At 50.2% G+C, this 26997-nt stretch carries 21 protein-coding genes; 10 read left to right on the forward strand and 11 right to left on the reverse strand.

Annotated elements, in window-relative coordinates:
* The 5 genes from ACXAH4_RS16745 to ACXAH4_RS16765 form a co-directional block, all read left to right on the forward strand.
* Positions 1 to 1534, forward strand: a 1534-nt coding sequence (locus tag ACXAH4_RS16745; RefSeq protein ID WP_474882705.1) for a metallophosphoesterase family protein, incomplete at its 5' end; no start/stop codon positions are given.
* Positions 1535 to 1544: 10 nt separating this feature from the next.
* Positions 1545 to 2084, forward strand: coding sequence for a flavodoxin FldB (gene fldB, locus ACXAH4_RS16750; protein WP_474882706.1), 540 nt, complete (start codon positions 1545 to 1547; stop codon positions 2082 to 2084).
* Positions 2068 to 2871 carry a CLCA_X family protein gene (locus tag ACXAH4_RS16755; RefSeq protein WP_474846110.1) on the forward strand — a complete coding sequence of 268 codons (804 nt, stop codon included), beginning with the start codon at positions 2068 to 2070 and terminating at the stop codon, positions 2869 to 2871. The genes fldB and ACXAH4_RS16755 overlap by 17 nt, the downstream gene beginning before the upstream one ends.
* Before the next feature lie 141 nt (positions 2872 to 3012).
* Positions 3013 to 3420 (forward strand): ExbD/TolR family protein, encoded by a 408-nt coding sequence (locus tag ACXAH4_RS16760; RefSeq protein WP_119503483.1) that lies wholly within the window; start codon positions 3013 to 3015, stop codon positions 3418 to 3420.
* A gap of 185 nt (positions 3421 to 3605) precedes the next feature.
* A complete protein-coding gene (locus ACXAH4_RS16765) occupies positions 3606 to 4610 on the forward strand; it encodes a choice-of-anchor A family protein (RefSeq protein WP_474846112.1) in 1005 nt (334 codons plus the stop codon).
* Here ACXAH4_RS16765 and ACXAH4_RS16770 read toward each other — a convergent pair.
* The 7 genes from ACXAH4_RS16770 to ACXAH4_RS16800 form a co-directional block, all read right to left on the reverse strand.
* Positions 4590 to 6893, reverse strand: coding sequence for a cellulose synthase subunit BcsC-related outer membrane protein (locus tag ACXAH4_RS16770; protein WP_474867501.1), 2304 nt, complete (start codon positions 6891 to 6893; stop codon positions 4590 to 4592). The genes ACXAH4_RS16765 and ACXAH4_RS16770 overlap by 21 nt on opposite strands.
* Positions 6883 to 7923, reverse strand: a complete 1041-nt coding sequence (locus tag ACXAH4_RS16775; RefSeq protein WP_474882708.1) for a family 8 glycosyl hydrolase — start codon at positions 7921 to 7923, stop codon at positions 6883 to 6885. The genes ACXAH4_RS16770 and ACXAH4_RS16775 overlap by 11 nt, the downstream gene beginning before the upstream one ends.
* On the reverse strand, positions 7923 to 10193 hold the full coding sequence (locus tag ACXAH4_RS16780) for a cellulose biosynthesis cyclic di-GMP-binding regulatory protein BcsB (RefSeq protein ID WP_474882710.1): 2271 nt from the start codon (positions 10191 to 10193) through the stop codon (positions 7923 to 7925). The genes ACXAH4_RS16775 and ACXAH4_RS16780 overlap by 1 nt, the downstream gene beginning before the upstream one ends.
* Positions 10193 to 12400, reverse strand: a complete 2208-nt coding sequence (gene bcsA, locus ACXAH4_RS16785) for a UDP-forming cellulose synthase catalytic subunit (protein WP_474882712.1) — start codon at positions 12398 to 12400, stop codon at positions 10193 to 10195. Before bcsA ends, ACXAH4_RS16780 begins: the two co-directional genes overlap by 1 nt.
* Position 12401: 1 nt before the next feature.
* Positions 12402 to 12881: a hypothetical protein gene (locus ACXAH4_RS16790; protein WP_474882714.1), complete on the reverse strand. Its 480-nt coding sequence runs from the start codon at positions 12879 to 12881 to the stop codon at positions 12402 to 12404.
* Between the two features lie 159 nt (positions 12882 to 13040).
* Positions 13041 to 13712 carry a tRNA1(Val) (adenine(37)-N6)-methyltransferase gene (locus ACXAH4_RS16795; protein ID WP_474882715.1) on the reverse strand — a complete coding sequence of 224 codons (672 nt, stop codon included), beginning with the start codon at positions 13710 to 13712 and terminating at the stop codon, positions 13041 to 13043.
* Between the two features lie 53 nt (positions 13713 to 13765).
* Entirely contained in the window at positions 13766 to 14404 is a 639-nt protein-coding gene (locus ACXAH4_RS16800) for an NAD(P)H-binding protein (protein WP_474882717.1), read from the reverse strand.
* Between the two features lie 60 nt (positions 14405 to 14464).
* Between ACXAH4_RS16800 and ACXAH4_RS16805 the strand changes: the two genes are divergently transcribed.
* The gene (locus ACXAH4_RS16805; protein WP_474882718.1) at positions 14465 to 16678 is read left to right on the forward strand and encodes a S9 family peptidase; all 2214 of its coding nucleotides are present in this window, start codon (positions 14465 to 14467) and stop codon (positions 16676 to 16678) included.
* Positions 16679 to 16730: 52 nt separating this feature from the next.
* Here ACXAH4_RS16805 and ACXAH4_RS16810 read toward each other — a convergent pair whose 3' ends face one another.
* On the reverse strand, positions 16731 to 17105 hold the full coding sequence (locus ACXAH4_RS16810) for a PH domain-containing protein (protein WP_119502559.1): 375 nt from the start codon (positions 17103 to 17105) through the stop codon (positions 16731 to 16733).
* 21 nt (positions 17106 to 17126) lie between these two features.
* On the reverse strand, positions 17127 to 20015 hold the full coding sequence (locus ACXAH4_RS16815; RefSeq protein ID WP_474882720.1) for a putative bifunctional diguanylate cyclase/phosphodiesterase: 2889 nt from the start codon (positions 20013 to 20015) through the stop codon (positions 17127 to 17129).
* 140 nt (positions 20016 to 20155) lie between these two features.
* Between ACXAH4_RS16815 and ACXAH4_RS16820 the strand changes: the two genes are divergently transcribed.
* On the forward strand, positions 20156 to 21163 hold the full coding sequence (locus tag ACXAH4_RS16820) for a serine/threonine dehydratase (RefSeq protein WP_474852667.1): 1008 nt from the start codon (positions 20156 to 20158) through the stop codon (positions 21161 to 21163).
* A gap of 3 nt (positions 21164 to 21166) precedes the next feature.
* Positions 21167 to 22828: an amidohydrolase gene (locus ACXAH4_RS16825; RefSeq protein WP_474882722.1), complete on the forward strand. Its 1662-nt coding sequence runs from the start codon at positions 21167 to 21169 to the stop codon at positions 22826 to 22828.
* Between the two features lie 75 nt (positions 22829 to 22903).
* On the opposite strand, the gene ACXAH4_RS16830 is transcribed toward ACXAH4_RS16825, so the two are convergent.
* Positions 22904 to 23134 carry a DUF1653 domain-containing protein gene (locus ACXAH4_RS16830; protein WP_474846134.1) on the reverse strand — a complete coding sequence of 77 codons (231 nt, stop codon included), beginning with the start codon at positions 23132 to 23134 and terminating at the stop codon, positions 22904 to 22906.
* 1 nt (position 23135) lies between these two features.
* On the reverse strand, positions 23136 to 24212 hold the full coding sequence (dinB, locus tag ACXAH4_RS16835) for a DNA polymerase IV (protein ID WP_474846136.1): 1077 nt from the start codon (positions 24210 to 24212) through the stop codon (positions 23136 to 23138).
* 186 nt (positions 24213 to 24398) lie between these two features.
* Between dinB and ACXAH4_RS16840 the strand changes: the two genes are divergently transcribed.
* Together ACXAH4_RS16840 and ACXAH4_RS16845 are read left to right on the forward strand one after the other, a co-directional pair.
* Entirely contained in the window at positions 24399 to 24911 is a 513-nt protein-coding gene (locus ACXAH4_RS16840) for a glycoside hydrolase family 108 protein (protein WP_119502565.1), read from the forward strand.
* Between the two features lie 453 nt (positions 24912 to 25364).
* Positions 25365 to 26987 (forward strand): S8 family serine peptidase, encoded by a 1623-nt coding sequence (locus ACXAH4_RS16845; protein WP_474882724.1) that lies wholly within the window; start codon positions 25365 to 25367, stop codon positions 26985 to 26987.
* Positions 26988 to 26997 lie beyond the last annotated feature (10 nt).

The following is a 26997-nucleotide window of genomic DNA, read 5'->3' on the forward strand; positions in this document are numbered from 1 at the left end:
ACTGACAAACGTGTTACACGGCTCCTGCCGGAAACCTCATCATGATGAAAAAGATGCGCTTACCCGTGTTCACGGATTAATTGAAGAGGAATTCAAAGGCGGTGTCTGCCGGCCGGACATGCTGCTGTTGACCGGCGATCAGGTATACAGCGACGATGTCGCCGGTCCAATGCTTCAGGCGATACAGCAAGTCATTACTGCGCTGGGGCTTTTCGGTGAGCCCCTTGAAGGCGCAGTGGTGGACCACAGTGATGCACTGACCTCTCACTCATTGAATTACTATCAGCGGGACGAAATCCTCCCCAAAATAGCCATGAACACGGCACTGTCGGAGCTATTTTTCGGCGCCAAGAAAAAGCCGGTGTTTACTTCAGTAAATGCAAAAAACCATTTGATTTCATTTTCAGAAATCATGGCCATGTATATCCTGGTGTGGTCGCCGGCGATGTGGCGCGACATCAAATTTTCAGACAGTGACATCCCTGAACCCTACAAAGCTCAATTTAATCAGGAACTGACAGTTATTCAGGCTTTCGCAGCCACCTTGCCGGAAGTGCGCCGTTCTCTGGCACACCTGCCGGTCTACATGATATTCGATGATCACGACGTGACCGATGACTGGAATCTGACCCGAGGATGGGAGCAGGAAGTGTATGGTCATCCCCTGTCAAAACGTATGGTGGGTAACGCACTGATGGGTTACTGGCTTTGCCAGGGCTGGGGTAACCAACCGGATAAGTTTACGGACATTCTGGAAACTGCTGCCGGCGTTTTCACTCCCGCCGGCCTGAAGGAACATGATGCTTTTATTGATACGCTGCTGGATTTCGAAGAATGGCACTACACACTGGAGACGTCACCGCCGGTGTATGTGATGGATACCCGAACCCGCCGGTGGCGTTCAGAATCCAGTCTGAATAAGCCATCCGGTTTGATGGACTGGGAAGCACTTTGTGAATTCCAGCAGGCATTAATTGGAAAGGAAGCGGTGATTGTGGTGTCTGCCGCCCCCATTTACGGCGTAAAGATGATTGAAGCCATCCAGAAAGTATTTACGTTTTTTGGCAAAGCACTCACCGTAGATGCAGAAAACTGGATGGCCCACCGTGGCACGGCAAACGTCATTCTGAATATTTTCCGCCATTATAAAACGCCGCCGGAATTTATTATTTTGTCCGGCGATGTGCACTACTCTTTCGTGTATGATGTGCGCCTGCGCTTCCGCCGGAACAGCCCCCATATCACTCAGTTTACCTGCAGCGGTATTAAAAATGCGTTTCCTGAAGGACTATTGCGCTGGCTGGAAAGATTAAACCGTTGGTTTTATGGTCATAAATCGCCGCTAAACGTGTTTACACGGCGCCGGAATATGTCGGTGAGATCGCGCTCTCCCGATGGCATCGACGGTAAAACCTTGTTGAACCGCTCTGCAATCGGCCAGCTTGTTTTACACAAGAATGACACCACTGTAATTTGCAAAGCGTTGTGCAGTAACGGGGATACGGTAGAATTCCCGCCCAGGAAAGAAGAATAGAGGTAAAAGAATGAGCGATGAAGCCCTGTCCATCGGTTTGTTTTATGGTTCCACCACCTGTTATACCGAGATGGCAGCCGAAAAAATTCAGGCTCAGCTGAACAGTATTTTTGATGCGCAGGTCGTCAGCGTTTTTAATATCAAAGATACTGCGCTGCAACAGGCAGAAGCTTTCGACATTCTTTTATTCGGCATCTCCACCTGGGACTTTGGTGAGCTGCAGGAAGACTGGGAATCCAGTTGGGAAGACGTGCACAAGCTGAACCTTGCCGGAAAAACTGTTGCCCTGTTCGGATTGGGTGATCAGTTCGGCTATGCCGACTGGTTCCAGGATGCGCTGGGCATGCTGCATGAAGCCCTTGAGCCGTCAGGTTGCCGCTTTATCGGCTTCTGGCCCAATCAGGGCTATGAGTTTGCCGAATCAAAGGGACTGACGGAAGATAAGTCTCAATTCGTCGGCCTTAGCCTCGACGATGAAAATCAATTTGATCAAACCGATGAGCGCATCAACACCTGGTGCCTTCAGCTGTTAGATGAACTCGCCGGCTAACGCCTCTTCAGGCAGACTCCACCGCGAGTTCTACCGCAACGGTCCATCCCACCGCGACGGTGCGGACGTCAGCTTTAATGACATCCGCAAGTTATTTAATTTCTCTGCAATTACCATTGGCAAATGGGTCACGGCTGAAGAACAGCAGCTTGCTGCCAATTTGTTCTTCGATGCCCTGTACGATCTGATCGAAATATTACAAATAAACGAACAGGTGATCTCGCTGAACGGCACATTATCGCTGGCGTTTGGCAGTGGCGGCCAGAAACACGCCAGCGCCCACTATAACAGTGCTAAGCGGCAACTGGCTCTGGCAAAGAACGCCGGTGGCGGCGCACTTGCGCACGAATGGTTTCATGCCTTCGATCACTACATTGCATCCCGCGTTTTTAGCGATCTGCCGCCGGGATCATTTGCTTCCAAAGCCTGGCTGGACAGTGCGCCAATGCGTGCTCACCCCCTGAATGATAAGCTCTGCGAGTGTTTTCAGGTTATGTTCCTGAACGATCAAAAAGCACCGAATGATTATCTTTTGCGATCAATAGAGGCTGATCGCACGTTAAAAATGTATTACTATGCTATGCCACAAGAGATGGCGGCGCGGGCATTCGAAGCTTGTATCCAGGATCATCCCGTGAAGAATGCGTTTCTTGTGCAGGGAACAAAAAAGTCTGCTGAGGCTAGACTTGGTATTTATCCTCATGGTAATTTGCGTAAACAGCTTAATGATGCATTAATGTTGTATTTTTACCAGTTGGGTAAGGCCCTGACTAAAAAATCATCGTAATAATATAACTCACCGGTGATTTTGGCTAAAAAGCCAGCAACAAGTGTTAAGAATGGTGTCTGTTTATTACAAAATGCTACCAGTTTTGATAACAAACAGTATACTAGGGTGCTCGAACTTAAAGAGAAGAATGACTACGAGATGAAAAGAAAAAAGCATACCAGTGCCGATGACGAGGCTCAGATTGACATGACCCCCATGTTGGACATCGTGTTCATCATGTTGATCTTCTTCATTGTTACCACCTCTTTCGTGAAAGAGAAAGGTCTGGACGTAAACCGTCCTGATGACAGCCAGGCAAACAACAACAAGCCTTCCAAATCACTGTCTATCCGTATTGACGCGAATGGCGTGATTACAATGGGTGGTCGTGAAGTTGATATCCGTCGTGTTGTTGCGAACGCGCAAACGTTCCTTGCAGAAAACAACACTGACTCTGCAGCAATTCAGGCAGAAGAAAATACCGAACACGGTATCGTTGTTGAAGTAATGAACCAGGTTAAAATTGCAGGTATTGAAAAGGTATCTGTTCTGGTGAAAGAATCCTGACCATCAGTATTTCTTTTCTATCAAATTAAAAACGCGGCTTATGCCGCGTTTTTTGCATCAGTATTGTTCAACATACCTTCCTTTGCTGGTGTTGACCGGCCAATTAACATACAATCTTTACGTTATCTTTATTCATGCCTGAAATCACAAAAGGGAAGCATTCGGGCAAGCTTAGCGGAGCGTTTATGCGTCATTTACGTTTAAAACATCTTTTCATCGGATTGTTATTCGGCAGCCAGCTGGCCAGTGCCGCGCCTGTGTATCTGAATGAAGCTTTTGATTTCAACGCGTACATCATGGAAAACATGACAGGCACTCAGTCTGATGTAGAGGGTACGCTGGCCGTGGGTGGCGACTTAAACCTGCAGCACTATGGTATTGGTCTCGAACTGCCGGAAAATGGTCAACAAAACACCCTTACAGTGGGCGGCAACGTCACCATGCGGGATGCCCGTATTTACAATGGTGACGCTGTTGCCGGTGGCACCATTGATATCGACAGTTCTGTTGGCCTGTATGGCGTTAATGCAACGAATAATACACACAGTTTTTATAATGACAGCTCCTTTGATTTCACCAGTATCAATCAGGATCTGCTGACCACGTCTTCGTTGTGGGGCGTTTTGTCAGACAATGCTACCACCACGGTAACCGGTAACGGCACAGACGTGTGGAGTATCAGCTTTGATGGCAACAGCGATTTTAACGTGTTCTCTATTGATGCCTCGACCCTGTCTGCAGCAAACAAAAGCATTTATCTGAACGTTGATACAGACAGCTACAACATTATCAATGTGACCGGTACGGATGTATCTCTGTTTAATACCGGTTTTTATGGCGCAGACGGCAATAAGATTGCAGATAATCAGCCGGGGGTTTACCGTCACGACGGTACGTATGCGAATAATGTGTTATTTAACTTTGTTGATGCCACATCACTGACCCTGAACGCCATTGGTTTTAAAGGCAGTATTCTGGCTCCGTTGGCAGACACGGTATTCTATGACGGGCATATTGATGGCAACTTTATTGTGAAAAGCCTGACATCGCCTGTGGGTACACTGACAGGCCAGATTAATAACTATCAGTTCGGTAACTTTACTGTCAGCGAGCCCGGCGGCGCGTTGTTTTTCGTCATCCTGATGGCATTTGGTCTCCGTCAGTATTTATTAAAAAGCAAAGCCTTTTAATTCCACAGACGACCCTATCAGTGTTTCGCTGGTTACGCCCTTACGTGGGGCGGCATACCAGCGAAGCTCAATACCAGCATACGTTGCCTGATACGCCACAGCATGTGAGCGGCTGACATAACCCGCCAGCGACCAGTGATTCCCAAACAAATACTGACCTTCAATCAGCAACTCACCGTTGACGCCTGACACATTGGTTGACGGTAACACCGTGACTGAATCCTCAGTTAACGGAAAGCGCGGCCCGCCATCCTGTTTGATTGAAGACCAGCCGAGACTGAAACGGCCTCTCAACTGCCACAGTCTACCTTCGGCGGTAAGAAGGTCAGTGCTGACCCCGGTACTGAAGAATCTCTGCGGACTGAAATAGCCGCCATGTCCGGCCGTAAAACCACTTAAATCGTGATCATACTGCTGCCAGCCGAGATACGGTGCCACGCGAAAATAGTCCAGCCAGTCTTTCTTATCGCCGGATAATTCTCTGCTAACTTCAACCCGCAGGCTGTGCATGGAGTTATCTTTCACCTGCTCTCCGTCAAGCATGGCGGTTTCTGCTGACAAAGATGCTGACCACACATCGTTCAGGGCCACTACACCCAATCCACGCAGACCTGTTTGCATAACACCGCCCCACGCTGCGCTACTGTCACGTGATGAGGTATCAAACCAGGTGCCGGTCTGACTGAGAACACTGTCTTTTCTGCGTTCTCTGTAAGCCAGACCTGATACTAAGAAATCAGCCTGATACCAGGTAGCCCCTAAGGCACCGGTCAGACGGGTAGAGACAGGTTGATCAAGCAGCAAGTACCCGGCCTGACCGTACCAGGTCCAGTCCTGTTCCTGACGGGTTAAGGAAACATCGATGCCCTGCCCGGCCTGCTTTGCCTCACCGGCAAAGTCAGCATCAGACAAGCCTGTACCAAACCAGCTACCGGCATCCGGTGTCCCGCTGAACACCTGCTCGTGACGCACACTGACATCGACACGGGTATCTTTAAAGACATCAGTGAAGCCGGTATAACCGGCATGCTCATCAAGATGGCCAAGCCCCCTTTCACCGCTACGGTGACGGGCTGATAAGCCGGCATAAACCTGCACATCGCCGGCGGTTGATTCTTTTGCCGGATTAGCATTGTAACGATCAGCCAGGTCGAACTGTTTTCTCCCGAATGCCTGTCCGCCTTCCTGACTGCTGATAAACGTGGCAATAAAGGGATACTTTGCTGACAGCGGCATCAGCGCTTCAGCATTGTAATCAAAACTGTGAATAACGGCAGACTGAACCTCTTCGTCAGCCGGGGAGTCTGCCAGCACAGACAGAAACACCTTCGAAGCGGCCGCTTTATTACCGCTTTCATCCAGTGCCCAGCCGTACAGCATTGCCTGGTCACGGCTGAGAAGATTACGCTCTTTAAGGGATTCTGCGGCACGGATGCTGGCTGCATAATCTTTCGCTTCCCATGCAGCTGTTTGCTGTGAAGACAATCCGTCACGGCACCATGTTGTTAATTCAGTCGTGGCAGGAGTAGTACAAGCCAGTACAAGTGCGTCTTTACTGTGTCCCTGCCCGTCCAGGCTCAATACCTCACCGTAACGGTTACCGGTTATCCTGAATAAAGATCCCGAGCGGGTAAACTCACCGGCATCAAAAGCCTGCCAGGCAGCACCGTTTATCAGTGCGGCAACTTGCTGCGGCCATGCATCATAAAGCGCTTGCAACCCGTTAAGATCGTCTGCAGCCATGGCCTGAAAGCTGAGTGCATCCACAGCCGCACCAATGGCATCTTTTTTCTGTCCGGCACTGCCTTCACTGACCAGAGAGAACAGAGTCATGGCTTCGTTATATTGCTGCCTGGCCATGTAAATCCAACCGGTCAGTAACAAGTCCGCGTCATTACGTTTGCTGTTAGCAATGGTTGCAGCACGGGACACTGCAACGACAGAAAGCCTCTGCCACTGCTTTTCTTTCATCGCTGCCAGCCGGCCCATAAATGCCGCATCGGGGTCTTCTTTAACGGTCTCTTTTTTCCTTTCGACAGGGACCACCGGCTTTAACGGTTTATTCAGCAAGCTGATAGCCTGCTTAAGAGATTCTTCCGGCTGCCAGTCAGGATAACGGCTTTGTAAACGCTGATATTCGGCGTTCGCCAGCGCCACCTGCTTATGTTTAATGTGATACCACACGCCGGTGAGATCCGGTGCTTCAGCCGCTTGAAGGGGCGCATTCAGGCCCAGAGTCGTCAGTACTGCTACGGTTAAAAGTGACAACCGCTTAACTGCCATGCCGGTTTCCTTCTTGAATTGCCAGACGGCTAAGCATAATGAGACTTGCTGAATAGTAATCAAGCTCACCGTTAAGGGTAAATACACCGGCGGCGTTATCCCCCTTCACCGGCTCACCATAAAGCTGTGCCGTCGCGGCACTTGCCGCTTTCATGCCCGGCGTCAGGGGATATTCTGCCACCGCACCGGTAAGTAAGTTTTTAGTTGCCGGTGCAGCGGTATCTGCCCAGTAATCCAGAAAAGGCTTCGCTACCTGCTTATCGATATTTTGCCAGCCAAGTTGCAACGGAATACGACAGGCATTGAACCCGAACTCAGGGTTTACTACACCTTCAAGACTGATGCCATCGTCTGTCACTCTTAACCAGTCCGGGGTTAATGACCACTGGTTATTACTCTGCTGTATCAGTGAAATGCCGGATACGGCCAGATCGTCCCAGGTTTCATCGCCGGTAGCATCAGCGGCAGCATTCAGCGCCGGAAATACCCAGTAGGATAAATTCACCTGCACATCGCCGTTGGGGTAAATAAAACCATTTTCCCCCGGCAGCAACAGTACGTACGGGTGTTTAGCCACGACCATAGTGGCCCTTACAGCCTCCAAAATCGCCATGGCTGATTTACGGTACACAGGTTCCTGCCATTTATCTGCCGCTTTAATTAACGCCCAGGCGATAAGTATATCCCCGTCCGAGGCGTTATTGGGATCATCCACACAGGTTCTGTCCTGTTGAGGACACGGCGTGTACCGCCAGCTGAACAGCTTATCGGCCCGCTGTAAGGTAGTGGCTGTCCACTGCCATAATTCGTCAAACCGTGCCTTGTCGTCAGCCGCCACAGCGAACAACATACCGTACCCCTGCCCTTCACTGTGGGACACATTATTGTTACCGGTGTCGACAATACGACCCTGGTCGTAAAATCTGGCCGCGTAGGTGTCCCAGGCGAGAGCGAACTCACTTTTGCGGGTAGGAGAGCAAGCAGTCATCAGCACCGCCACAGAAATTAAAACAAAGCCAAACCGTCTCATCACCATTGGTCCTGCATCTTGTTATTCCGGCGGCGTAACAACCAGTAAGCAATGAATGAACAGAACAGGACCAGCACAATAAACGCAATTAGCCAGTACCAGGGATGGTTCGACAGCCACATGCGGGTTTGCAGCCAGCTATCTTCAAATTCTCCGACCACGTAAACATCGGCAACCTGCATCACCAGCGCCGGCTGCTCAGAGTTTTCCCAGGCAAAGAAGTCTCCCCCCAGTTGCCCCCAGATGGACGGTGAAATCAGATCCTGCACACGGTCATTGAGTTGTGAGGGGGTATCAGCGGCCATCATAAATATTGTGCCGGTACCGTCACTCTGCGGGTTCTTTTGAGCAATCAGGACTGCCAGATCGCCCAGCCCGCTTTGCTGCACTGTCACGCCGTGCATGATCAGATTTTTATGCTGTTTGTCTTCTGCCGCTTCCCGCAGACGGTTGTGCAGCATGTTTTGCAGGCGGTAGGGCCACTTTTTGGCACTCTCCAGCGACGCGCCGAACGCAGTGGCATAACCCTGCGGTACAGAGTCCGGTGTGGTCATCAAAAATGCGGTATCGGTTGTCGTGCCTGGCACGCCTTCAATAACGTGAATATCGGGAAGCAGCGTACCTGCTGTCTGCGCCAGTTTACCGGCCAGTGTCAGTGCTCCACCGGTCATGTCCGGCCGGGTCACGTAAATATCAGCAGACTTGCGCACAACAGATGCCATGGGGTAAGCGGTTTCTCCAAACAAGCGCAGATCAGGCTGCCTCGCCACATGTCCCGCTTCCGGCAGCTCTATACGACTGTCAGGTAACAACTGGAAGTAAAGATGACGCCCTGCCACATCATCACAAACCACATCAGTAATAGGTGCACGCATCGCCACGTCGAAATCGAGACGGTTACGGCCTCCTTTCAGGTGCCTTGCAGGCACATTTAACTGATACTTGCGGAAGGAATTACCATTGGGATTTGATAACGGCAATCCATGCACCAGTTTGCCGTTTATCAGCACATTCATCATTGAACCCTGACCAAACTCAGCGCCGTAGGCAAAATCCAGCAACAAGGTTACCGTGGCATTTTCAGGCACATAGAAATCCGCCGGTAAATTGAATTCAACTCGCTTGGTAGTGGCAGTTTCTCCGCGGTATTCCGCACCACCGTCGCCCATCTCCTGAAAAGAGTAACTTTCCCCGGGCGTGAGGGTGTCGGCCACCAGCGGTACCTGATTGTTGGCAGTCTGGAAGCCGTCAATAAGAATAAAGGGATCCGGATTCAGTGCATCATCCATCAGAGCCAGTGTAGTTGCAGCACGCTGTACCTGCCCCTCATTAGTACCGGACACAATCAGGCGCTGCCGCGCCGGCACCAGCACCTCGTCATCCACCACAATGGCTGGTGTGGACTCGATACCTAAATATGCATCTTGGATTTGATTGAAGGTTTGCTCAGATAAAAACGGACGCAAAGAAGACGCCGTTCCCACTACCACATGTAAGGCTTCCTTCGACCTGTTATCAAGATAAAAACTGCTGATGCGATAGCGTTCCGCCTGTTCATCGCTCCACGGCGTCAGATCATCTCTGGCCGGCAGCGCACGGGTATTGTCCAGCACGCCATGGCGGATTGCCAGATTCTGGTAATCTGCACGTAGCGCCAGCGCCTGAGCAACAAGTGGCAATGCAGTGGTGAGAGTAGATTGTTCAGCTCCGGACGCAGTAAACAATGTGACGCCCTGTTGCCGGCCGATACCGGGATTAAACCGGTTCTTTAAATCAGCCAGCACGGCAGGGCCATTAACTGCAGATGTTTCTACGGACAGCACCGAACGGTATAAATCGATTTCACTCCACAGTTCCGGCGCGGCGTTATCAACACACTGATTGGCATAATGCTGACTCACAGCGAACGTCAGGGTATTGAATCCTTCACGCCAGAGCTCACCAGGAATATCAATTTCAGGACGGAAATTTGGCGCATTAGGATCCAGCGCAATCTGACTGATGGTGGCATTGTTAAACCGGACCGCCAGAACCGAACGCTGCCGGATGAGAGCGATAGAATTTACCGCCCGCATGTCCAGTGTGGCTTTCTCCACCTTCAGACCACCGGACAATGGCACAGATAATTCAAATTCTGCCACTGCCCCTTCCATTCTCAATGTACTGTCACCTGCATACAAATCAGACAGTCGCACTTTGTGGGTTTCTGCTGCTATTGCCTGACTTAACAGACCCAGGCCAAATAACAGGACGAAAACCATTTTTTTCATTATGTGCTTCCTTTAGTTGTGCGCATCTTTTGCCAGTAGCGGCGGCTGTTCAGATACAAATGCTGAAATGCCGGTCTGACACTTACCCTCAGTACATGTTTAACACCGAACCAGTAGGACACCGGGCGGGTTCTGCGACGCTGGAAACTCTGCCAGCGCCGGCTGTCGCCCAGAACAAAACGGACGATCTGGTCAATATTACCTTCGTCCTGAACAAACTGAAATCGTACAAATTTATTGTCAGGAGATACAGACAGCACCTGACACGGCAGTCGGACCTTGCCTAAGTCACCTTCTCTGTCTGTGATCAGCGTCACTTTCTCCGGCAATCCGGCAGTGTCGCCGCTCAGCCTGAGCTTTGCGCCCCCCAGAGACAAATCTATCAGGTGACCGGTCCAGGCATTCCCATCAGAGCCGATAAGACTGATGTAATCATTGGCCGGCAACCGGGCCTGTTCCCGCACTTGCTTACGCTCTACCAGCACACCCATTACACTGACAAGCAACAACAGATTAAATGCGTTCCAACCCAACACCACGGCGGTGAGTTCACGGGTAAGGGGTTCATTCACCATTTTTACCACTCCGGCTACCATGGCAACGCCCACCAGCAACAGCAATGCATAAAATACACCGGAAAGAGGTGAAATAAAGGTTTGAGTCAGGTTCTCCCCTTTGGGCGTCACAACAAACGATGGCGCACGGGGATTCCTGAACACTTTTGTAAGCGCCCTGAGAGTGAAGATACACTGCAGGATCTCATAAAGCTCTGATACCAGCGGCCATCGGGTTTTACCGAATAACATGGTGGAAAGCATGTAAGTCGCAATGACGTGAGGCATGGTGTAAGCCATGATCTCAGTCATGGAGGCGTGGTAAACCTGCATGCCGAAAACCAGATAGGCCAGCGGCATTAAAAGAAAAATAATACGTGCGAAGGGAAACAGCCAGAACAGAATTGAACTCATATAGCCCATACGCTGATGCCAGCTCAGCTTCTTTTCCATAAACGGCTTTTTCAGCAACAGGATCTGTGTCATGCCCTGCGCCCAGCGCATACGCTGCGTCACGAAAGCGTCAAATGTCTCCGGCGCCAGACCGCTGACCATCGGGCGGTCTACATAAACGGACTCATAACCCATGGCGTGCAAATCAAAGGCGGTCTCAGCATCCTCAGTGATCGACTCTCCGGACAACCCTCCCACCATTTCAAGGTGACTACGCCGGAGTACCGCCGCAGAGCCACAAAAGAAGGAGGCTGACCAGAAATCCAGCCCCCGCTGAATGGTGCCGTAAAACATGTCGTTTTCTGAAGGCATTCTGCTGAATGCAGAGAAATAGTTCCGCTCCACCGGGTCGGGGTTCGCCATAAAGTGAGGTGTTTGTACCAAAAAAACTCTTTCGTTTTCTACCAGCCAGGGCACGGTATGATCAAGAAAATCCATGGTAGGCACATGGTCAGCATCCAGCACAACGATGAGTTCACCATTGGTTTCCAGCAGAGCATCGTTGATGTTCCCCGCTTTCGCATGATGATTCAGTTTGCGGGCATGATAATGTACGCCAAGCCGTTCACACATGGCCGACAGTTCAGCTTTACGTGCCCCGGCGCGGTTTGCCGCCGTCACATCCTGCTGCGTGATTTTCTGCTCTGTACTGCCATCGTCAAGCAGATGCACAGCCAGTTTTTCCTGCGGATACTTCAACATCAGCGCCGCGCGCAAGGTCACTTCCAACAGTTCCGCAGGCTCATTGTAAGTGGGAATAAGCACATCAACGGTGGGTAACTTTTCTTCAGGAATATTGCGGATAGTTTTGAGAGGACGGCTCAATGGCAACGAATTCACAATACATCCCATTACATGGGTAATGCCGGCGTAAATTTCAGCCAGATAAAGCAACCATACAGCCACCAGCGACAAAACGTCTGTTGCCGTAAGGGTATACAGCCCGCGCCAGATCAGGTACCGGACAGTAAGCGCCAGGCCGAGGAAAATAGCCACCATGCGAAAAAACTGCTGATACCTGTGATAGGCCCGTGACTCCTGGGAACAGAGGTGCACGGCAATAAGGAGTACGGCGGAAACCAGTAACTGAGACCAGGCATCCATAGGCACCAGTAACAGCAAACCCAGCAGGCTTAAACCGGCAATAAAAACAATCACCAGCCCCCCGGAACGGGGACCGAAAACAGAATTTGAAAACAAATCAGCGCTCCAAAATGGGAACGCGGGTAACTGCTGAATAATTCCCGCGGTTAATCAGTACAAGGTGACTGTCAGTAACTTCAACTTCATGATTACTCTGGTAAAAACGTTTTGATAAAGCATCTCTGTGACGACGTTGCTCTTTAACCAGCAGATAGCATACCGGCTGTACCACACAACCGCTGAAGAAAGCAATAAACTCCAGCGTAAACAGCCATACTGGTGATACGGGCGAGACAAACAGTGAAAAACACAGCATACAAAGGCTGATCACCACCACCCCCAGCCAGATTAACATCATACGTTTAGCCCGTTGCAGGGCTTTCTCTGCCGCACAGAACTGCCGTAAACGGTTCTGCCATAAGTTCTCCAGTTGATAAACCGTGTTATCACGGAAGTGTTCAGTGCCGGAAAAACTCTCAGACTCACTGCTCAAAGCTTCGCCTTCACTGACCTGAAGCGGAAAATTATCAAACGACATTACACAAGGCTCCCGGAAATGTAGCGCCTTTCCGGATAACCGGAAAACGTGCTGATTTCTTAGATCATAGTTTAAAGCCGTGCCCTGGCAGGATAAATTCAACTTATGGCTGATACTTATATGAAGTTATAACACCAGAAAAATGGATTCAATGATGCGCTAAAATTTTAAGTAGAATTCACGACATAAGCGGCGAAATTCTGACGAGTACTCTCCGTTACCGTCCCGAATCGCCAGTTGCTTACTACCTAAGCAATTTCTTTGCCGTTTAAAACGCCAGGCAATCAGATAAGGCTGCTTATCAACCTCTGCACTGACGTACAGCCATTGACTGGCGTACAGTCCGGCCTTTTCTGCAGTTTCAGAAATCAATGTTTCCCGGGAGGCCGGATATACGCAGTAGAAGGTGCCGTCGTCAGTCAATTGACGGGAAACAACATCAAAAAGTGTAGCGGGCGACAAGCTGTCGTCAATTCTGGCGGTTGCCCGTTCTGTGGTCAGCGTTGTGTATGCCCGGGAGCCCCCGGACACTGATTCAAAGTAAGGCGGGTTCGTTATAATCACATCAAAACGGCCAGACAATGTAAGGGAAGTGATGTCACCGGTTAACGCCTGTAACTGAGTTGACCAGGGAGATGCGGCAAAATTCTGTGCAGCTTGTGCGGCTGCCGGCCCGTCAATATCCACCGCCGTTATTTGTGCAGCAGAACTGGCCTTTTGCGCCATCATCAGAGCAAGTATGCCGCTGCCCGTGCCAATATCCAGCACCCGCTTTGCATTGCCGGGCTGCGCCCAGCTTCCCAGCAACATACTGTCAGTATTTACTTTCATGGCGCAGTTATCCTGGACCACCTCGAACTGCTTACAGCGAAATCCCCTTCCCATTACTGGCTGTCAAACTCCTGCAGAGTAATCATTTTATGGGCAACTTCCGTGGCAGACACAGGGCGGTATTTCTTCAGTGGCCCGGCCATAAACACACCCAGAGCAGGTGCTATCATTTGCCCGAAAGCTTCCAGCGGACGGCTTTCATTTCGCTCTCCCAGCAGTAATGAAGGTCTGACCGCGGATGCGTTTGGTAGTTGGGGCATCCGCATTAACGCATCTTCCAGTTCTCCTTTTACGCGCAGGTAAAAGTTGCTGCTTTTCGCATCTGCTCCCACTGAGGATATCCACACAAAACTGTCGGCGCGCTGCGCCCTGGTGAGCTGCGCGGAAACATGTATATACTCGAAATCGACTTTACGGAAAGCCGCCTTTGAACCGGCCTGTTTAAGGGTTGTACCTAAACAACAATAAACATGGTTAACACTGAAATAGCCCTGATAATCCTGTAGCTGCTCAAAATCGATAACCAGCGGTGTCAACTTACCCAGCGGATCGCTGAACAAGCTCGCGGGAACGGGTCGCCGGACCAGGATAGTAATAGAATCATATCTGGGATCGAGCAATAGCTGGCGAACTAACGCCTTTCCCACCAATCCTGTCGCACCCAGCACTAAAGCGGTTTTATTGCTATTCACCTTGTGTCATCCTTTAAATATCCGACAGACTTTTATAACTAACGATTGCCAAAGATAATAATGAAAAAAACGTTACTACTCGGAGCCCTTATGCTCAGTTCACTCGTTCACGCCAAAGATTTATCCATCGAACGTATATTTGAATCACCGTCACTGGACGGAAATGCCCCGCGGAATTTACAGGTCTCCCCTGACGGACAGCGGGTCACCTTCCTGCGCGGAAAGCAGGAAGATTATGATCAGCTGGATTTGTGGGAATACCACATCCAGTCCGGCGAAACCCGCATGTTATTCGACTCAGCCACCCTTGCACAAGGCGACGGTGAACTGTCTGACGAAGAAAAGGCCCGTCGTGAACGTATGCGCTTATCCGGCAGCGGTATTGTCAGCTACCAGTGGTCAGCCGACGGCAAAGCCTTACTGTTTCCTTTAGGTGGTGACGTGTTTTATCACGAACTGGGAAAAGCAGGCGCCAGACAACTGCTTGATACGGACGCATTTGAAACAGATATCACTTTGTCTCCGAAAGGCAATTTTATTGCTTACATCCGTGATCAGAACCTTTATGTGAAAAACATCGCCAGTGGCAAAGAAACGGCGATTACCCAGGGCGGTGGCGGCAATATCAAATATGGTATGGCCGAGTTTGTTGCACAGGAAGAGATGGGTCGTATGACCGGTTACTGGTGGTCACCCGATGAAAAATACATTGCTTTTACCCGTGTAGATGAAAAGCCGGTAGACATTATTACCCGCTCTGAAATTTATGCGGACAGCATAAAAATGATTGAGCAGAAGTATCCCGCTGCCGGCACCCCGAATGTGGAAGTGACGCTGGCAATTCAGGAAATTGGCAGCGGTGCCCGTCAATGGGTGGATTTGGGCAAAGATAAAGATATTTATCTGGCCCGCGGAGCCTGGATGCCATCCTCCGGCGTTTTCACCTATCAATGGCAAAACCGTACCCAGCAGGCGCTGGAATTACGCGCTTATGATCTGAATAGTAAAAAACAGACCGTACTGATTAAAGAAAACAGTAATACCTGGGTTAATCTGAACGATGATTTGACCTTCCTGCCAGAGCGCAATCAGTTCATCTGGGCATCAGAGCGCGACGGCTACAAACATCTTTACCTGTATAACAATGATGGTTCTCTGGTAAAGCAGCTAACAAAAGGCAAATGGGTCGTGGATGAGCTTGAAGCCATCGATCCTGAAACGGGCAACATTTACTTTACCGGCAGGAAAGACACGCCTCTTGAGCGTCACTTATACAGTGTTTCAATTGATGATGGTGACATTCAGCGTATCTCAGAGAAAGACGGCTACCACAGCATCACTTTCTCTTCCGACGCCTCGATTTATGTAGACAGCATGTCAACGGTGAATCACCCTGCTCAGGTGAGTCTGCACAAAGCCGGTGGCGAACAAATTACCTGGCTTGAAGAGAATGCTGTAGACGACAATCATCCTCTCAGTGCCTACATGGACAGCTGGACAAAACCTGAATTCGGCACCATTACCACTGACGATGGCGCAGAGCTTTACTATCGTCTGTACAAGCCGGAAAATCTGGAAAAGAAACACCCCGTAATTGTTTATCTTTACGGCGGCCCTCATGCACAGGTTGTGACTAACAGCTGGGGCGGAAACCGCGGCCTGCTGATGCAATATTGGGTAGATCAGGGTTATGTGGTGTTCAGCATCGACAACCGTGGTTCAAACTATCGCGGCAAAGCGTTTGAAGATCCTATTTTCAAGAAAATGGGAACGGTAGAAGTGGACGACCAGGTGGCGGGTGTGAAATTCCTGCGTACACTGCCGTATGTGGATGCAGACCGCATCGGTGTTCATGGTCACAGCTATGGCGGCTACATGACACTGATGTCGATGTTCAAAGCCGGTGACTACTTTGCTGCCGGTGTCTCCGGTGCGCCTGTCACCGACTGGCGTTTGTACGACACGCATTACACTGAACGCTACATGGGTAACCCGAAAACTGATGATGATGCTTACACAGCCTCCAGCGTCTTTCCTTACGCGAAAGACTTAAAAGGCGATTTGCTGATTTACCACGGTATGGCAGACGACAACGTACTGTTTACCCACAGCACTAAACTGTACAAGCATCTTCAGGATATGGCGATCCCATTTGAAACCATGGATTACCCGGGTAAGAAACACAGTATCCGCGGCAAAGAAACCGGTATTCACCTGTACAAGACCATCACCAACTTCTTTAACCGTAATCTGCATCCTTCGAAAGCGGATTAAACAAAAAACGGGCTGCAATTGCAGCCCGTTTTGATTTCCATGCAGTCCGGATTTAACCGAACATCTGATTAGCCAGTGCGTTCTGTACGCCCTGCGCGGCATTTTTGCTCAGCTCAATTTCAACTGGTGCATCCTGACCCGACACCCAGATTTTCAGTTCAGAATCCGTATCGAAGTGTCCCGCCGTTTCCACTACAAACTGGGTAATGGATTTGTAGGGAATTGAATGGTAATTCACTTTGCGGCCTGTCAGCCCCTGCTTATCAATAAGGATCATACGCCCTGAAGTGAAGACGATTAAGTCTCTGACAAGTTTGTAAGCACTTACAACAGACTCACCTGCGCCCAGTACCGGAGCTAATTCTTCAGCCACAGCCTGCGCATCAGTTTCACTGGCATTACCTAACAACGCATCAAACAATCCCATGGGTTCTCCTTAAAATGACGTTTATGCCCGAAGCAGATTAACATTATCACGGGTATGCAGACGATTCATCAATGGTAGTGGTTTACCCAGAGCAAAACCCTGACCGTAATCTACGTTCAGTTCCCGCAATGCATCACAGGTAGCCTGGTCAGTAACGAACTCAGCGATGGTTTTCTTGCCCATACTTTGCGCGATAGCACTGATCGCTTTCACCGTTTCATGGTCGATACTGTCTCTGGCCATATTTTTCACGAAAGAGCCGTCAATTTTCACAAAATCGACTTCCAGATTTTTCAGATAGGTAAACGATGACATCCCTGCACCGAAATCATCCAGTGCAAACAGGCAACCTTTACTACGTAAAGTCTCAATGAAATGTCTGGCTGCATTAATATTGGTTACTGCGGCAGTTTCCGTTATTTCAAAGCAGATTTTGTGTGCAGGCACTGTTGAGCGCATTACCCTGTCGACGATGCCCGCGAGCCCCGACGGGTCGCCTAAAGTCAGACCGGACAAATTAATTGCCACTTTACCCAGTCTTTCCAGGTGAGCAGGATGTGCTTCCAGTACCGACAAGGTGCGGTCAACCACCCAGCCGTCAACCTGATTCATCAGGCCATGTCTTTCAGCCAGCGGAATGAACAATGCGGGACTAATCAGCCCGCCATTGCCATCCGGCAGCCTGAGCAATATTTCGTAGTGTTCCAGCGCCTGCTCTTCTTTGTGCATTGGCACTATGGACTGACTGTGCAATTCAAACAGCCCGTGCTGGATTGCCCGCTGCAGTGCATGTAACACACTGCTTTCTTTATTCAGCCCGCTTCCGCAGCCATCAGGCTGATGCACCACATAGCGGTTGCGGCCCTGATATTTTGCCTGATAGCAGGCGTTGTCAGCCGCCTGGATCAGTTCTGCCGCTGAACCGCTGTTTTGATCAATAGAAATGACGCCGATACTGGCGCCTACGTAGAAAAGCCGGTCTTCATAGACAAAACGGTATTCAGACACGGCTCTGATAATTTCATCAAGCTTTGCCGTAACTGCTTTCAGCGTTTGATTGGAAAAAATAATGCAGAACTCATCACCGCCAATGCGCGCCAGCAATTCATTTTCAGTAAGATGGCGGGCAAAAATACCGGCGACTTCTTTCAGTAAACGGTCGCCGGCGGGATGACCGCAGCTGTCGTTCACCAGTTTAAATCTGTCCATGTCGATAAAACACATCACACCGGTTTGCTCTCCCCGTTTAACGCTTTCAAGCAACACGTGCAGTTCGTTATCAAAAGCATACCGGTTCACCAGTCCTGTGAGCTGATCATGACTGGCCTGAAACACCACCTCTTCCTGCAGAGCCTGCTCTTTTGTCACGTCCCTGGCAATCCCTTCCACGGCAATGAGTTTGCCGTTGTCGTCACACACCGGTGTGTCGGTGAATTCAATGACAAAAATCTCTCCGTCTTTTCCCTGATAATGAACAAGATAGGGTTCGGGCTTAACCCCCTTTTCGATAGCCTCTGTAACAGCGTGAATATTATCCGGTACGCGGTAAGTCAGACTGGCAGACTGTTCACAAAATTCGTCTGCACTCAATCCTGTGATGGCGCTTAGACCGGCACTGACAAAAACAAACCGGTGATCAGGTGTTCTGGTGTACACGAAGTGGCGCTGCATGTTGTCCAGTAAACGCCGGTAACGCTCCTCGCTTTTCTTTAAATCAATTTGTGCACGGAACCGCTCTGATACATCCCGCATGGTCAGCGCCAGGGTTTCTCCCGCCTTCACCATCTGAATTTTCAGCCATCCTGCCGCCGTAGCATCTGTATCGACTTTTACGTAGGTCTCGTAAGGCACTCCCGAGTCTGACACTTCCCTTGCTGCGGTTGTCAGCTCAGGATGACCAAGAAATGCCATCAGGTAGTGCAGTGTGTGTGGCAATTGCCGGTTTTTCAGAGAGGGAAACAGTTCATAGCTAACGGTATTGGCTTCAAGCAGTACAAAGCCACCGGACGCGGGCTGGTAAATCATCAGTGCATCCAGACCGGCTTCGCTGGCTATCTGATAGCGCTTCTGGCTGACAGATAACCTGACTGCACCTTTTAACTGTTTATGGAAAATCCAGCTTACCAGCAACGACATCAGCACACCCGCCGCGCCCAGCAACCATCCGGCGTCGAACCTGGCGGGCCGGCTCTGTATTTGCAGTGACCAGTCGCGCCCCAGAAAAGCAATTTTGCCGGTTTCGACAATTGAACCGTCATCAGCAAAATCACCGGCTTCCAGTAAATGTGCATCAATATCGCGGATCATGAAATTAAACTGAGGCCCAACCAGCTCCCCGACCATGGCGTTAAGAATTTCACTGACATCGAAAGTGGCTACCAGGAAACCCAGTTCAGGCTCCTGCGTACTGATGGCGCGGGCGTATACTAAGAAATAATGGCCACTTGTCCGTGACTGCACCAGCATACTCTGAAAATCATCAGACAGGCGAAGTGAAGGGAGCCGTAACGGCGACTCTTTCCTTTCAGGCTTTGCAAAGCCGGCAGCTTCTGCCCCCTGCCCTTCCGGAATAGTCATCCAGCGGATCTTCCCGCTTCTGTCTGTCACAGACAATGACGTATAGCCGTGCTGAATATTCATCAGCGACACAGCCTGAACGTTGAACCAGTCAATTTCATTGGGAGAGAAAGCAGGCCAGGTCTGCATCAGACTGATCATTGCCTGACGACGCTCTGCAGAAAACAGTTCAAGGCTGTTTTTCAGCTGACTGGCCAGTGAGGTGGCCTTGGATATACGTGACTGGCGTTCATCGTTAATGAGGTAAAAGCCTGCCGCGACGAACAGGAAACTCAATAACAAAAACAGCATGAACGGGAGCAGGTAAACCCTGCTTTTCTTTCGTTCTGGCATCACATCACTACCCGGCTATGTTGAAACCGGGAAAAATACTACAAAAGTATGAAGCTTTTATTAAGTCGCAGCATCACAGAAACAGTGATAGTGTAGAAGGTTGAAATAGCGAAGACTATCAAGGAACAAAAGTGACAGATATCCGCCTTCCCACCTTCGATGACGTGCATGCGGCGTCATTACGGCTTAAGGGAAAAGTAAGCCGCACACCTCTGCTGGAATCCTCATTATTAAACCGCTGGCTGGGTCAGCGTATTTTGTTTAAAGCAGAATGCCTGCAAACTACCGGCGCATTTAAAATGCGCGGTGCAACAAACTTTATCAGCAAGCTGGCAGAGCAAAATGCTCTCCCTTCACGCATTGTGGCAAACAGTTCAGGTAACCATGCCCAGGCCGTGGCTTATGCTGCTGCACAACAGAATATTCCAGCAACGATTTACTCCACTGAAAATATCTCTGCGGTAAAAGCCGCTGCGACTAAAAGCTATGGCGCGACACTGGCGTTGTACCCTACGCGGCCCGAAGCCGATGCAGCGGTGGCCGAAGCAGCAAAAGAAGAAGGAACTGTATGGATCCCGCCCTTTGATCATCCGGATATTATCGCCGGTCAGGGCACAGCATGTATGGAAGCGCTGGAAGATGCCGGTAAAGTGGATGCCGTATTTGCGCCTTGCGGCGGCGGTGGCCTTATCAGTGGCACCTTACTTGCTGCCAGAGCCCTGCAACCGGATGCCAAAGTCATCGGCGCAGAACCTCAGGTAGCCAACGATGCATCGCGTTCTCTGCAAAGCGGTATTATTGAATCACTACCGGGGCCCGCAAACACGCTCGCAGACGGTGCGGCCACACCTGCAGTTGGCTTGCATACCTTCCCGCTTTTACAGCAACTGGATGACTTTTACGAAGTTGATGAAATCCAGATTGCCTACTGGACCCAATGGTTACAACATTTGCTGAAACTGCATGTAGAACCCACCAGTGCCATGAGCATGGCAGCGGTAACCTCATGGGCACTGGAAGCACCAAAAGGCCAGACCGCCCTGGTAATACTTACCGGCGGTAATATCAGCCAGCAGAGCATGCAAAAAATCTGGGCGACAGACTATTTACTTCAGCCACCTAACTTAACTGAACAGGAGCAGGACTAAGCCATGTCATTGTTTAAACGTTCATTACGGTGGAGTGCCGCCGTATTGCTTACTGCCTCATTTAACTCCCTTGCCGGCACGACATTAATCAATAATATCAGCGGCTATACCCTGAATAAAAAAGGCGAGCTGATCGCCTTTTCTTCAATGCTGATAGAAAACGGCAAAGTGAAAAAACTGGATCCGGAGTCTCCCCGCGCCGATGCAGTTGTAGATGGCTATAACAATGTCTTACTGCCCGGTCTTATTGATGCCCACGGTCACCTGCTTGGCCTTGGCAGCAGTTTACTGGAAGTGGATGTCCGTGAGAGTAAAAGTGCGCAGGATGCGGCTAAGCTGGCTGCTGCCTACGCATTTGCCAATCCGGAACAGCGCTGGATCACTGGCAGTGGCTGGAATCAGGAAATGTGGCCGGACCGCAGCTTCCCGGACGCAGGCATTCTGGATAAAGCGATCCCGCGTCGCCCGATGTGGCTGACCAGAGTTGATGCCCATGCAGGCTGGGCCAATTCAGCCGCATTAAAACTGGCCGGTATTACCCGTGATACGCCAGACCCGGTGGGCGGAAAAATTATGCGTGATGCCGGTGGTAATCCTTCTGGCGTGCTGATTGATAATGCCATGGGATTGATGGAAAAGGTGATGCCTGCCCCGGGCGCAGAACTTTACCATCAGCAGTTAAATGCCGCCGGTCAGCATTTACTGTCTGTGGGTGTTACCGCCATGCATGACGCCGGTGTACCTCATCAGGTTTACGATTTTTATCTGGCCCGTGCGGCAGAACAATCGTTGCCGGTACGTATTTACGCCATGGTCAGTGCTACAGACAAGGACCTGGACGCCATGCTGGATAACGGACCGGTACGCAGCAGTGACGATTTTCTGTTTATCCGCAGCGTAAAAGCTTATGGTGACGGCGCACTTGGAAGCCGTGGTGCGGCTTTGCTGGCTCCCTATACCGACGATCCCCATCAGACAGGTTTACTGCTTACCCAGCCTGAAGAAATGGCTCCCCTGTTCAGTAAAGTCATGAACGCCGGATTTCAGCTCAACTTTCACGCTATCGGCGACCGAGCAAACCGTATGGCGCTGGATCAATTTGAAAAGGAAATGAAAAAACATCCTGATGCTGACTTCAGAAACCGTATTGAACATGCTCAGGTGATTCATCCCGACGATCTGCCCCGGTTTGCGGAGCTGGGTGTACTGCCTTCCATGCAGCCCACCCACGCTACCAGCGATAAGAATATGGCAGAAGACCGCCTCGGAAAGGATCGCATGGCCGGTGCATATGCGTGGAAGACGTTGCTGGATTCAGGGATCCCCATTCCGCTGGGTTCAGACTTTCCTGTAGAGCTGGCCAATCCGTTTTACGGTATTCATGCTGCCGTTACCCGTCAGGACAGAAACAACCAGCCGGTAAAGGGCTGGTATGCTCACGAAGCGATGACCGTTCAGCAGGCTTTCAGAGGTTTTACGCTGGATGCTGCCTACGCCGCACATATGGAAGACAGTCTGGGTACGCTGACCCCGGGGAAATGGGCTGACTTTATTCTTGTGGATCAGGATATCTTCGATGTGGATCCGAAAGATATCTGGCGCACCCGGGTGCTGCAAACCTGGACAGCCGGAATTAAGGTATTTGATGCTGAACGCAACCAGTAACGGCCAAAACAGCGGATACAAGTAATTCAAAAGGGGCGCTTTGCGCCCCTTTTGTGATTTTATTCTACCGGATGATTAATCCCGGTCCTGCTCTTCAATATGTCTGAAGCGGGGAACCGTTTCTCCGTTCACTTCCACCTGCTCAGTGAACATGGTCAGCGGACGGACCCAAAGCCCTTTTTCACCATATTCCGGCCGGTACACCACCAGTTCCGATTCATCTTCTGAGTGCTTAGCCACACCGATGACAGTATAAAAGTTGCCTTTGTAATGTTGATACGTTCCGGGCACAACCGGCTTTGACATATTATTCATCCTCCAGTGGCAATAGCAGTTGCTCTGCCGGCAAACCGCCGGCTAATCCAATGTGAATGCCCACCAGCCTGACACCCCGGCCTCTGGCCCGCTGCCACGCTTCATCCAGCAATTCATAAAAAAATGCTTCTTCGATATCGTGATGACGGTGCTCAACGGTGGTTTGCTGGAAGTCCTGAAACTTGAGCTTCACGCCCTGAGATTTTATCAGACATTTCCGCTCACCGGTCTTTTTTAAATGCCCTTCAATGCGTTGCTGCATCTTCTCCCACAACACAGGCAGTACCGCCTTGCATTCATCAAGTGTATGCAAATCGCTGCTGAAGGTACGTTCCACTCCGATTGATTTTCTTACCCGGCTGACATTGACATCCCGCTCATCCACACCGTGAGCACGGTTCCACAGCACTGAACCGAATTTCCCCAGCTCTTTCTGCAGACGTTCAAAGGGATATTGCCGGACATCATTACAGGTAGTCAGGCCCAGACGCTGCAACTTCTGCTGTGTGACTTTGCCCACGCCGGGAATTTTTGACAGCGACATATTTCTGACAAATGCATCCAGCTTATCCGGTGTGATCACACATAACCCGTCCGGTTTATTTTCGTCACTGGCTACCTTAGCCACGAATTTGCATGATGCCACACCAGCCGAGGCAGTCAGATTCAGTTCTTCTTTAATTCGCCGGCGGATATCCTGTGCTATGAGTGTGGCGCTGCCGTTAAACAAAGTGGTGTGAGTGACATCCAGATAGGCCTCATCCAGAGACAAAGGCTCGATGAGGTCGGTATAGTCATTGAAAATTTCACGGATACGCTGACTCTCGCGGACGTACATATCCATTCTGCCGGGTACAAGAATGAGCTCAGGGCACAAACGCTTTGCATAGGCTGTTGCCATGGCAGAGCGCACACCAAATTTTCTTGCCGGATAGTTACACGTTGATATCACGCCACGGCGATCGGCGCTGCCGCCAATCGCTATGGGCTTATTGATCAATGACGGATTGTCGCGCATTTCAACTGCAGCGTAAAAGCAATCCATATCAACGTGAATAATCTTTCGCACTCTGCCACCACACTGTATATATGAACAGCATTTTAGCGGATTATGTCAACTATGCCAGTGCAAAGTTCAACACCGAATAAAAGGTCAAAATATTGCAAAAAGTTAATACAACAGGATTGTAAAACCTTATTGAAAAGATAAACTGGTAATAAGCGTAAAATTTAACCATTCATCAGGGAGGATGTCATGGCTGCTTTTTTACCCGCCTTTGAAAAAATGATTGATAACGAAGGGGGCTATACACTTCATCGTGTGGAGGGTGACCGCGGTGGCGCTACCTACGCCGGTATAGCCCGCAATTTTCATCCTGACTGGGAAGGCTGGCCACTACTTGATGCCGGCGTCCCCGACAGTCAACTGATGCCTCATGTCGCAGCGTTCTACCAGCAGCACTTTTGGGAACGGATCCGCGGAGACTTTATTGATTCTCAACGTGTAGCTGAAACCCTCTTTGATTTCGCCGTTAATGCCGGCCTGTCTGCAGCGTCGAAACTGGCTCAGGAAGTTGCTGATGTGTACGTTGACGGGATCATCGGTACGAAATCCTTAAAGGCCATCAACAACATGCCACCGGAAGTATTTCTGCATGGCTATGCACTCAAGAAAGTCGCCCGTTATGCGGAAATTGTTAATCATAATCCCTCACAGGCAAAGTTCCTTCTTGGCTGGATAAACCGGACACTGAAAGGTATTGCATAGCAAACCTTTCCGGCTCCGCCCCCAGATACGCTATCGTCCCTTTTTCCTGATTACATATTTACACAAAATTTAAGTTGGATTTCGGGATAAATCTGTTTTTATTTATCTTTTTCTTAACTTAAATTTTAGTCAGTTTTTGTTTCTCCGCTGCCCGTAATGTCTGGCCGGCATACCAATACCCCCGTTTTTTATACGTATTAAATGCCATTCATAGTTATACGGCTATATGCGTAACTCCCGATAGACTTAAGTAGTATGGATTTCGAGCTGCAGAAAAAAGCAGCGTTTACAACGTTTGTGCATAGCCGGTTTATTTCTCCTGAATGACAAGCTGACGGAACAGTTTTTGTCATCACTAAAGCAGATAAACCGATGTGTACAGACCCGGTAAAAATACCCCGTAGTAACACGCCACAGAGCGGGAGGGGATAACAACAAGACAGGAAAAAAATAATGTCCATATTACGCACATTACCATCCAAATCGTTACTCGCTACATCGTTAAGTTTAATCACATTAACCGCTACTGCAGCGTCTGCCGGCAACGGGCCGGTCAGTGTTTCCCCTGAACCACTTACCTTTGAGCAGTTAAAGAACCTGCGCCAGGATCTGCGTTTACAGGAAAGCAATGAACGCTACATTGTCACCTTTAAAAATGGTAAAGGCGCAGTGGCGGGCAAAGGCAGCATTAATGCCAGTGATAAGGCGCTGGATGTAGCATCAGTGAAATCTGCCATACAACAGGCAGGTGGCAAGACTCTTAAAGTGATGGAACGCCATGGCATGGCTGTCGTCACATTAAACAAGAAAGCACTTAACGCCCTGCGCAAGAATAAAGATGTTGATATCGCCCCTGATCCGGTGCGGGAGTTAATGGCCCAGTCCACGCCATATGGCTACACTATGATACAGGCGAATCAGCTAATCCAGTCTGATACCAGCGCCCGCAAAGTCTGTATTATTGATACCGGTTATAATCTGGGTCATCCGGATTTACCGGGCACCAATGACGGGGTAACCGGAATTGGCAATAACAGTGCAGTGGGTAACTGGTATAACGATGGTAACGGCCACGGAACACATGTTGCCGGTACGATTGCCGCCTATGACAATTCAGAGGGTGTGATCGGTGTCTATCCCGGTGCCAGCCTGCATATTGTGAAAATATTCAACGACAACGGTGACTGGACTTACGCCTCTGACATCATCACTGCTATCGACCAGTGTCAGGATGCCGGCGCTGATGTGGTTAACATGAGTTTAGGGGGTTCAGGCTCGTCTTCGGCAGAAGCGTCTGCCATGCAGGGTTTCACAGACGATAACATGCTGCTGGTCGCCGCAGCCGGTAATGCCGGCAACAGTTCACTGTCTTACCCTGCCTCCTACGATGCCGTAGTGTCTGTTGCAGCAGTTGATTCCGGTAAAAACCGCGCCAGCTATTCACAGTACAACTCACAGGTGGAAATTGCCGGCCCCGGCAGTTCAGTCTACTCCACCTATCCGGACAGCTCCTACGCCACCCTGAGCGGCACATCTATGGCCACGCCACACGTTGCCGGTGCGGCGGCCCTGGTGTGGAGCTTTCATCCCCAGTGCAGCGCCACGCAGATTAGAAACGCGTTAAATGCCACCGCAGAAGATCGTGGCAGTTCAGGCAGAGATAATCAGTACGGTTACGGCATTGTGCGGGTAGCGGAGGCGAACAGCTACCTGAATAACAACGGTTGTGATGGCAGCAGTAACGGCGGTGGAGACCCGACCGATCCGGGTGTGGAACCGGTATCAGGACAATTAACAGGATTATCAGGTTCACGGTCATCCTGGGATCGCTACACCTGGGATATCCCGGCTGGCGTTTCCACGATGACAATTCAAATCTCCGGCGGCAGTGGTGATGCCGATCTGTATGTGAGATACGGCAGCCAGCCTTCCACATCGGCCTATGATTGCCGTCCTTACAAGAACGGCAACAGTGAGGTATGCACGTTTACTGCACCGGCTGACGGCACCTGGCATATCGGCCTGAGAGCTTACAGCACTTACAGTAACGTAACGTTAAGTTACAGCTACGAGTAGAAACAAAAAA

The sequence above is a fragment of the Alteromonas sp. ABV2_168 genome (assembly GCF_056161165.1).

What these genes read in the sequence shown, in the direction of transcription:
- ACXAH4_RS16805 (WP_474882718.1), top strand. Translation starts at nt 14,465, where the DNA reads ATGAAAAAAACGTTACTACTCGGAGCCCTTATGCTCAGTTCACTCGTT.
- ACXAH4_RS16790 (WP_474882714.1), bottom strand. Translation starts at nt 12,881, where the DNA reads ATGTCGTTTGATAATTTTCCGCTTCAGGTCAGTGAAGGCGAAGCTTTG.
- ACXAH4_RS16765 (WP_474846112.1), top strand. Translation starts at nt 3,606, where the DNA reads ATGCGTCATTTACGTTTAAAACATCTTTTCATCGGATTGTTATTCGGC.
- ACXAH4_RS16830 (WP_474846134.1), bottom strand. Translation starts at nt 23,134, where the DNA reads ATGTCAAAGCCGGTTGTGCCCGGAACGTATCAACATTACAAAGGCAAC.
- ACXAH4_RS16760 (WP_119503483.1), top strand. Translation starts at nt 3,013, where the DNA reads ATGAAAAGAAAAAAGCATACCAGTGCCGATGACGAGGCTCAGATTGAC.
- ACXAH4_RS16795 (WP_474882715.1), bottom strand. Translation starts at nt 13,712, where the DNA reads ATGAAAGTAAATACTGACAGTATGTTGCTGGGAAGCTGGGCGCAGCCC.
- fldB (WP_474882706.1), top strand. Translation starts at nt 1,545, where the DNA reads ATGAGCGATGAAGCCCTGTCCATCGGTTTGTTTTATGGTTCCACCACC.
- ACXAH4_RS16775 (WP_474882708.1), bottom strand. Translation starts at nt 7,923, where the DNA reads ATGAGACGGTTTGGCTTTGTTTTAATTTCTGTGGCGGTGCTGATGACT.
- ACXAH4_RS16780 (WP_474882710.1), bottom strand. Translation starts at nt 10,193, where the DNA reads ATGAAAAAAATGGTTTTCGTCCTGTTATTTGGCCTGGGTCTGTTAAGT.
- ACXAH4_RS16815 (WP_474882720.1), bottom strand. Translation starts at nt 20,015, where the DNA reads ATGCCAGAACGAAAGAAAAGCAGGGTTTACCTGCTCCCGTTCATGCTG.
- ACXAH4_RS16755 (WP_474846110.1), top strand. Translation starts at nt 2,068, where the DNA reads ATGAACTCGCCGGCTAACGCCTCTTCAGGCAGACTCCACCGCGAGTTC.
- ACXAH4_RS16825 (WP_474882722.1), top strand. Translation starts at nt 21,167, where the DNA reads ATGTCATTGTTTAAACGTTCATTACGGTGGAGTGCCGCCGTATTGCTT.
- ACXAH4_RS16770 (WP_474867501.1), bottom strand. Translation starts at nt 6,893, where the DNA reads ATGGCAGTTAAGCGGTTGTCACTTTTAACCGTAGCAGTACTGACGACT.
- ACXAH4_RS16840 (WP_119502565.1), top strand. Translation starts at nt 24,399, where the DNA reads ATGGCTGCTTTTTTACCCGCCTTTGAAAAAATGATTGATAACGAAGGG.
- ACXAH4_RS16845 (WP_474882724.1), top strand. Translation starts at nt 25,365, where the DNA reads ATGTCCATATTACGCACATTACCATCCAAATCGTTACTCGCTACATCG.
- ACXAH4_RS16810 (WP_119502559.1), bottom strand. Translation starts at nt 17,105, where the DNA reads ATGGGATTGTTTGATGCGTTGTTAGGTAATGCCAGTGAAACTGATGCG.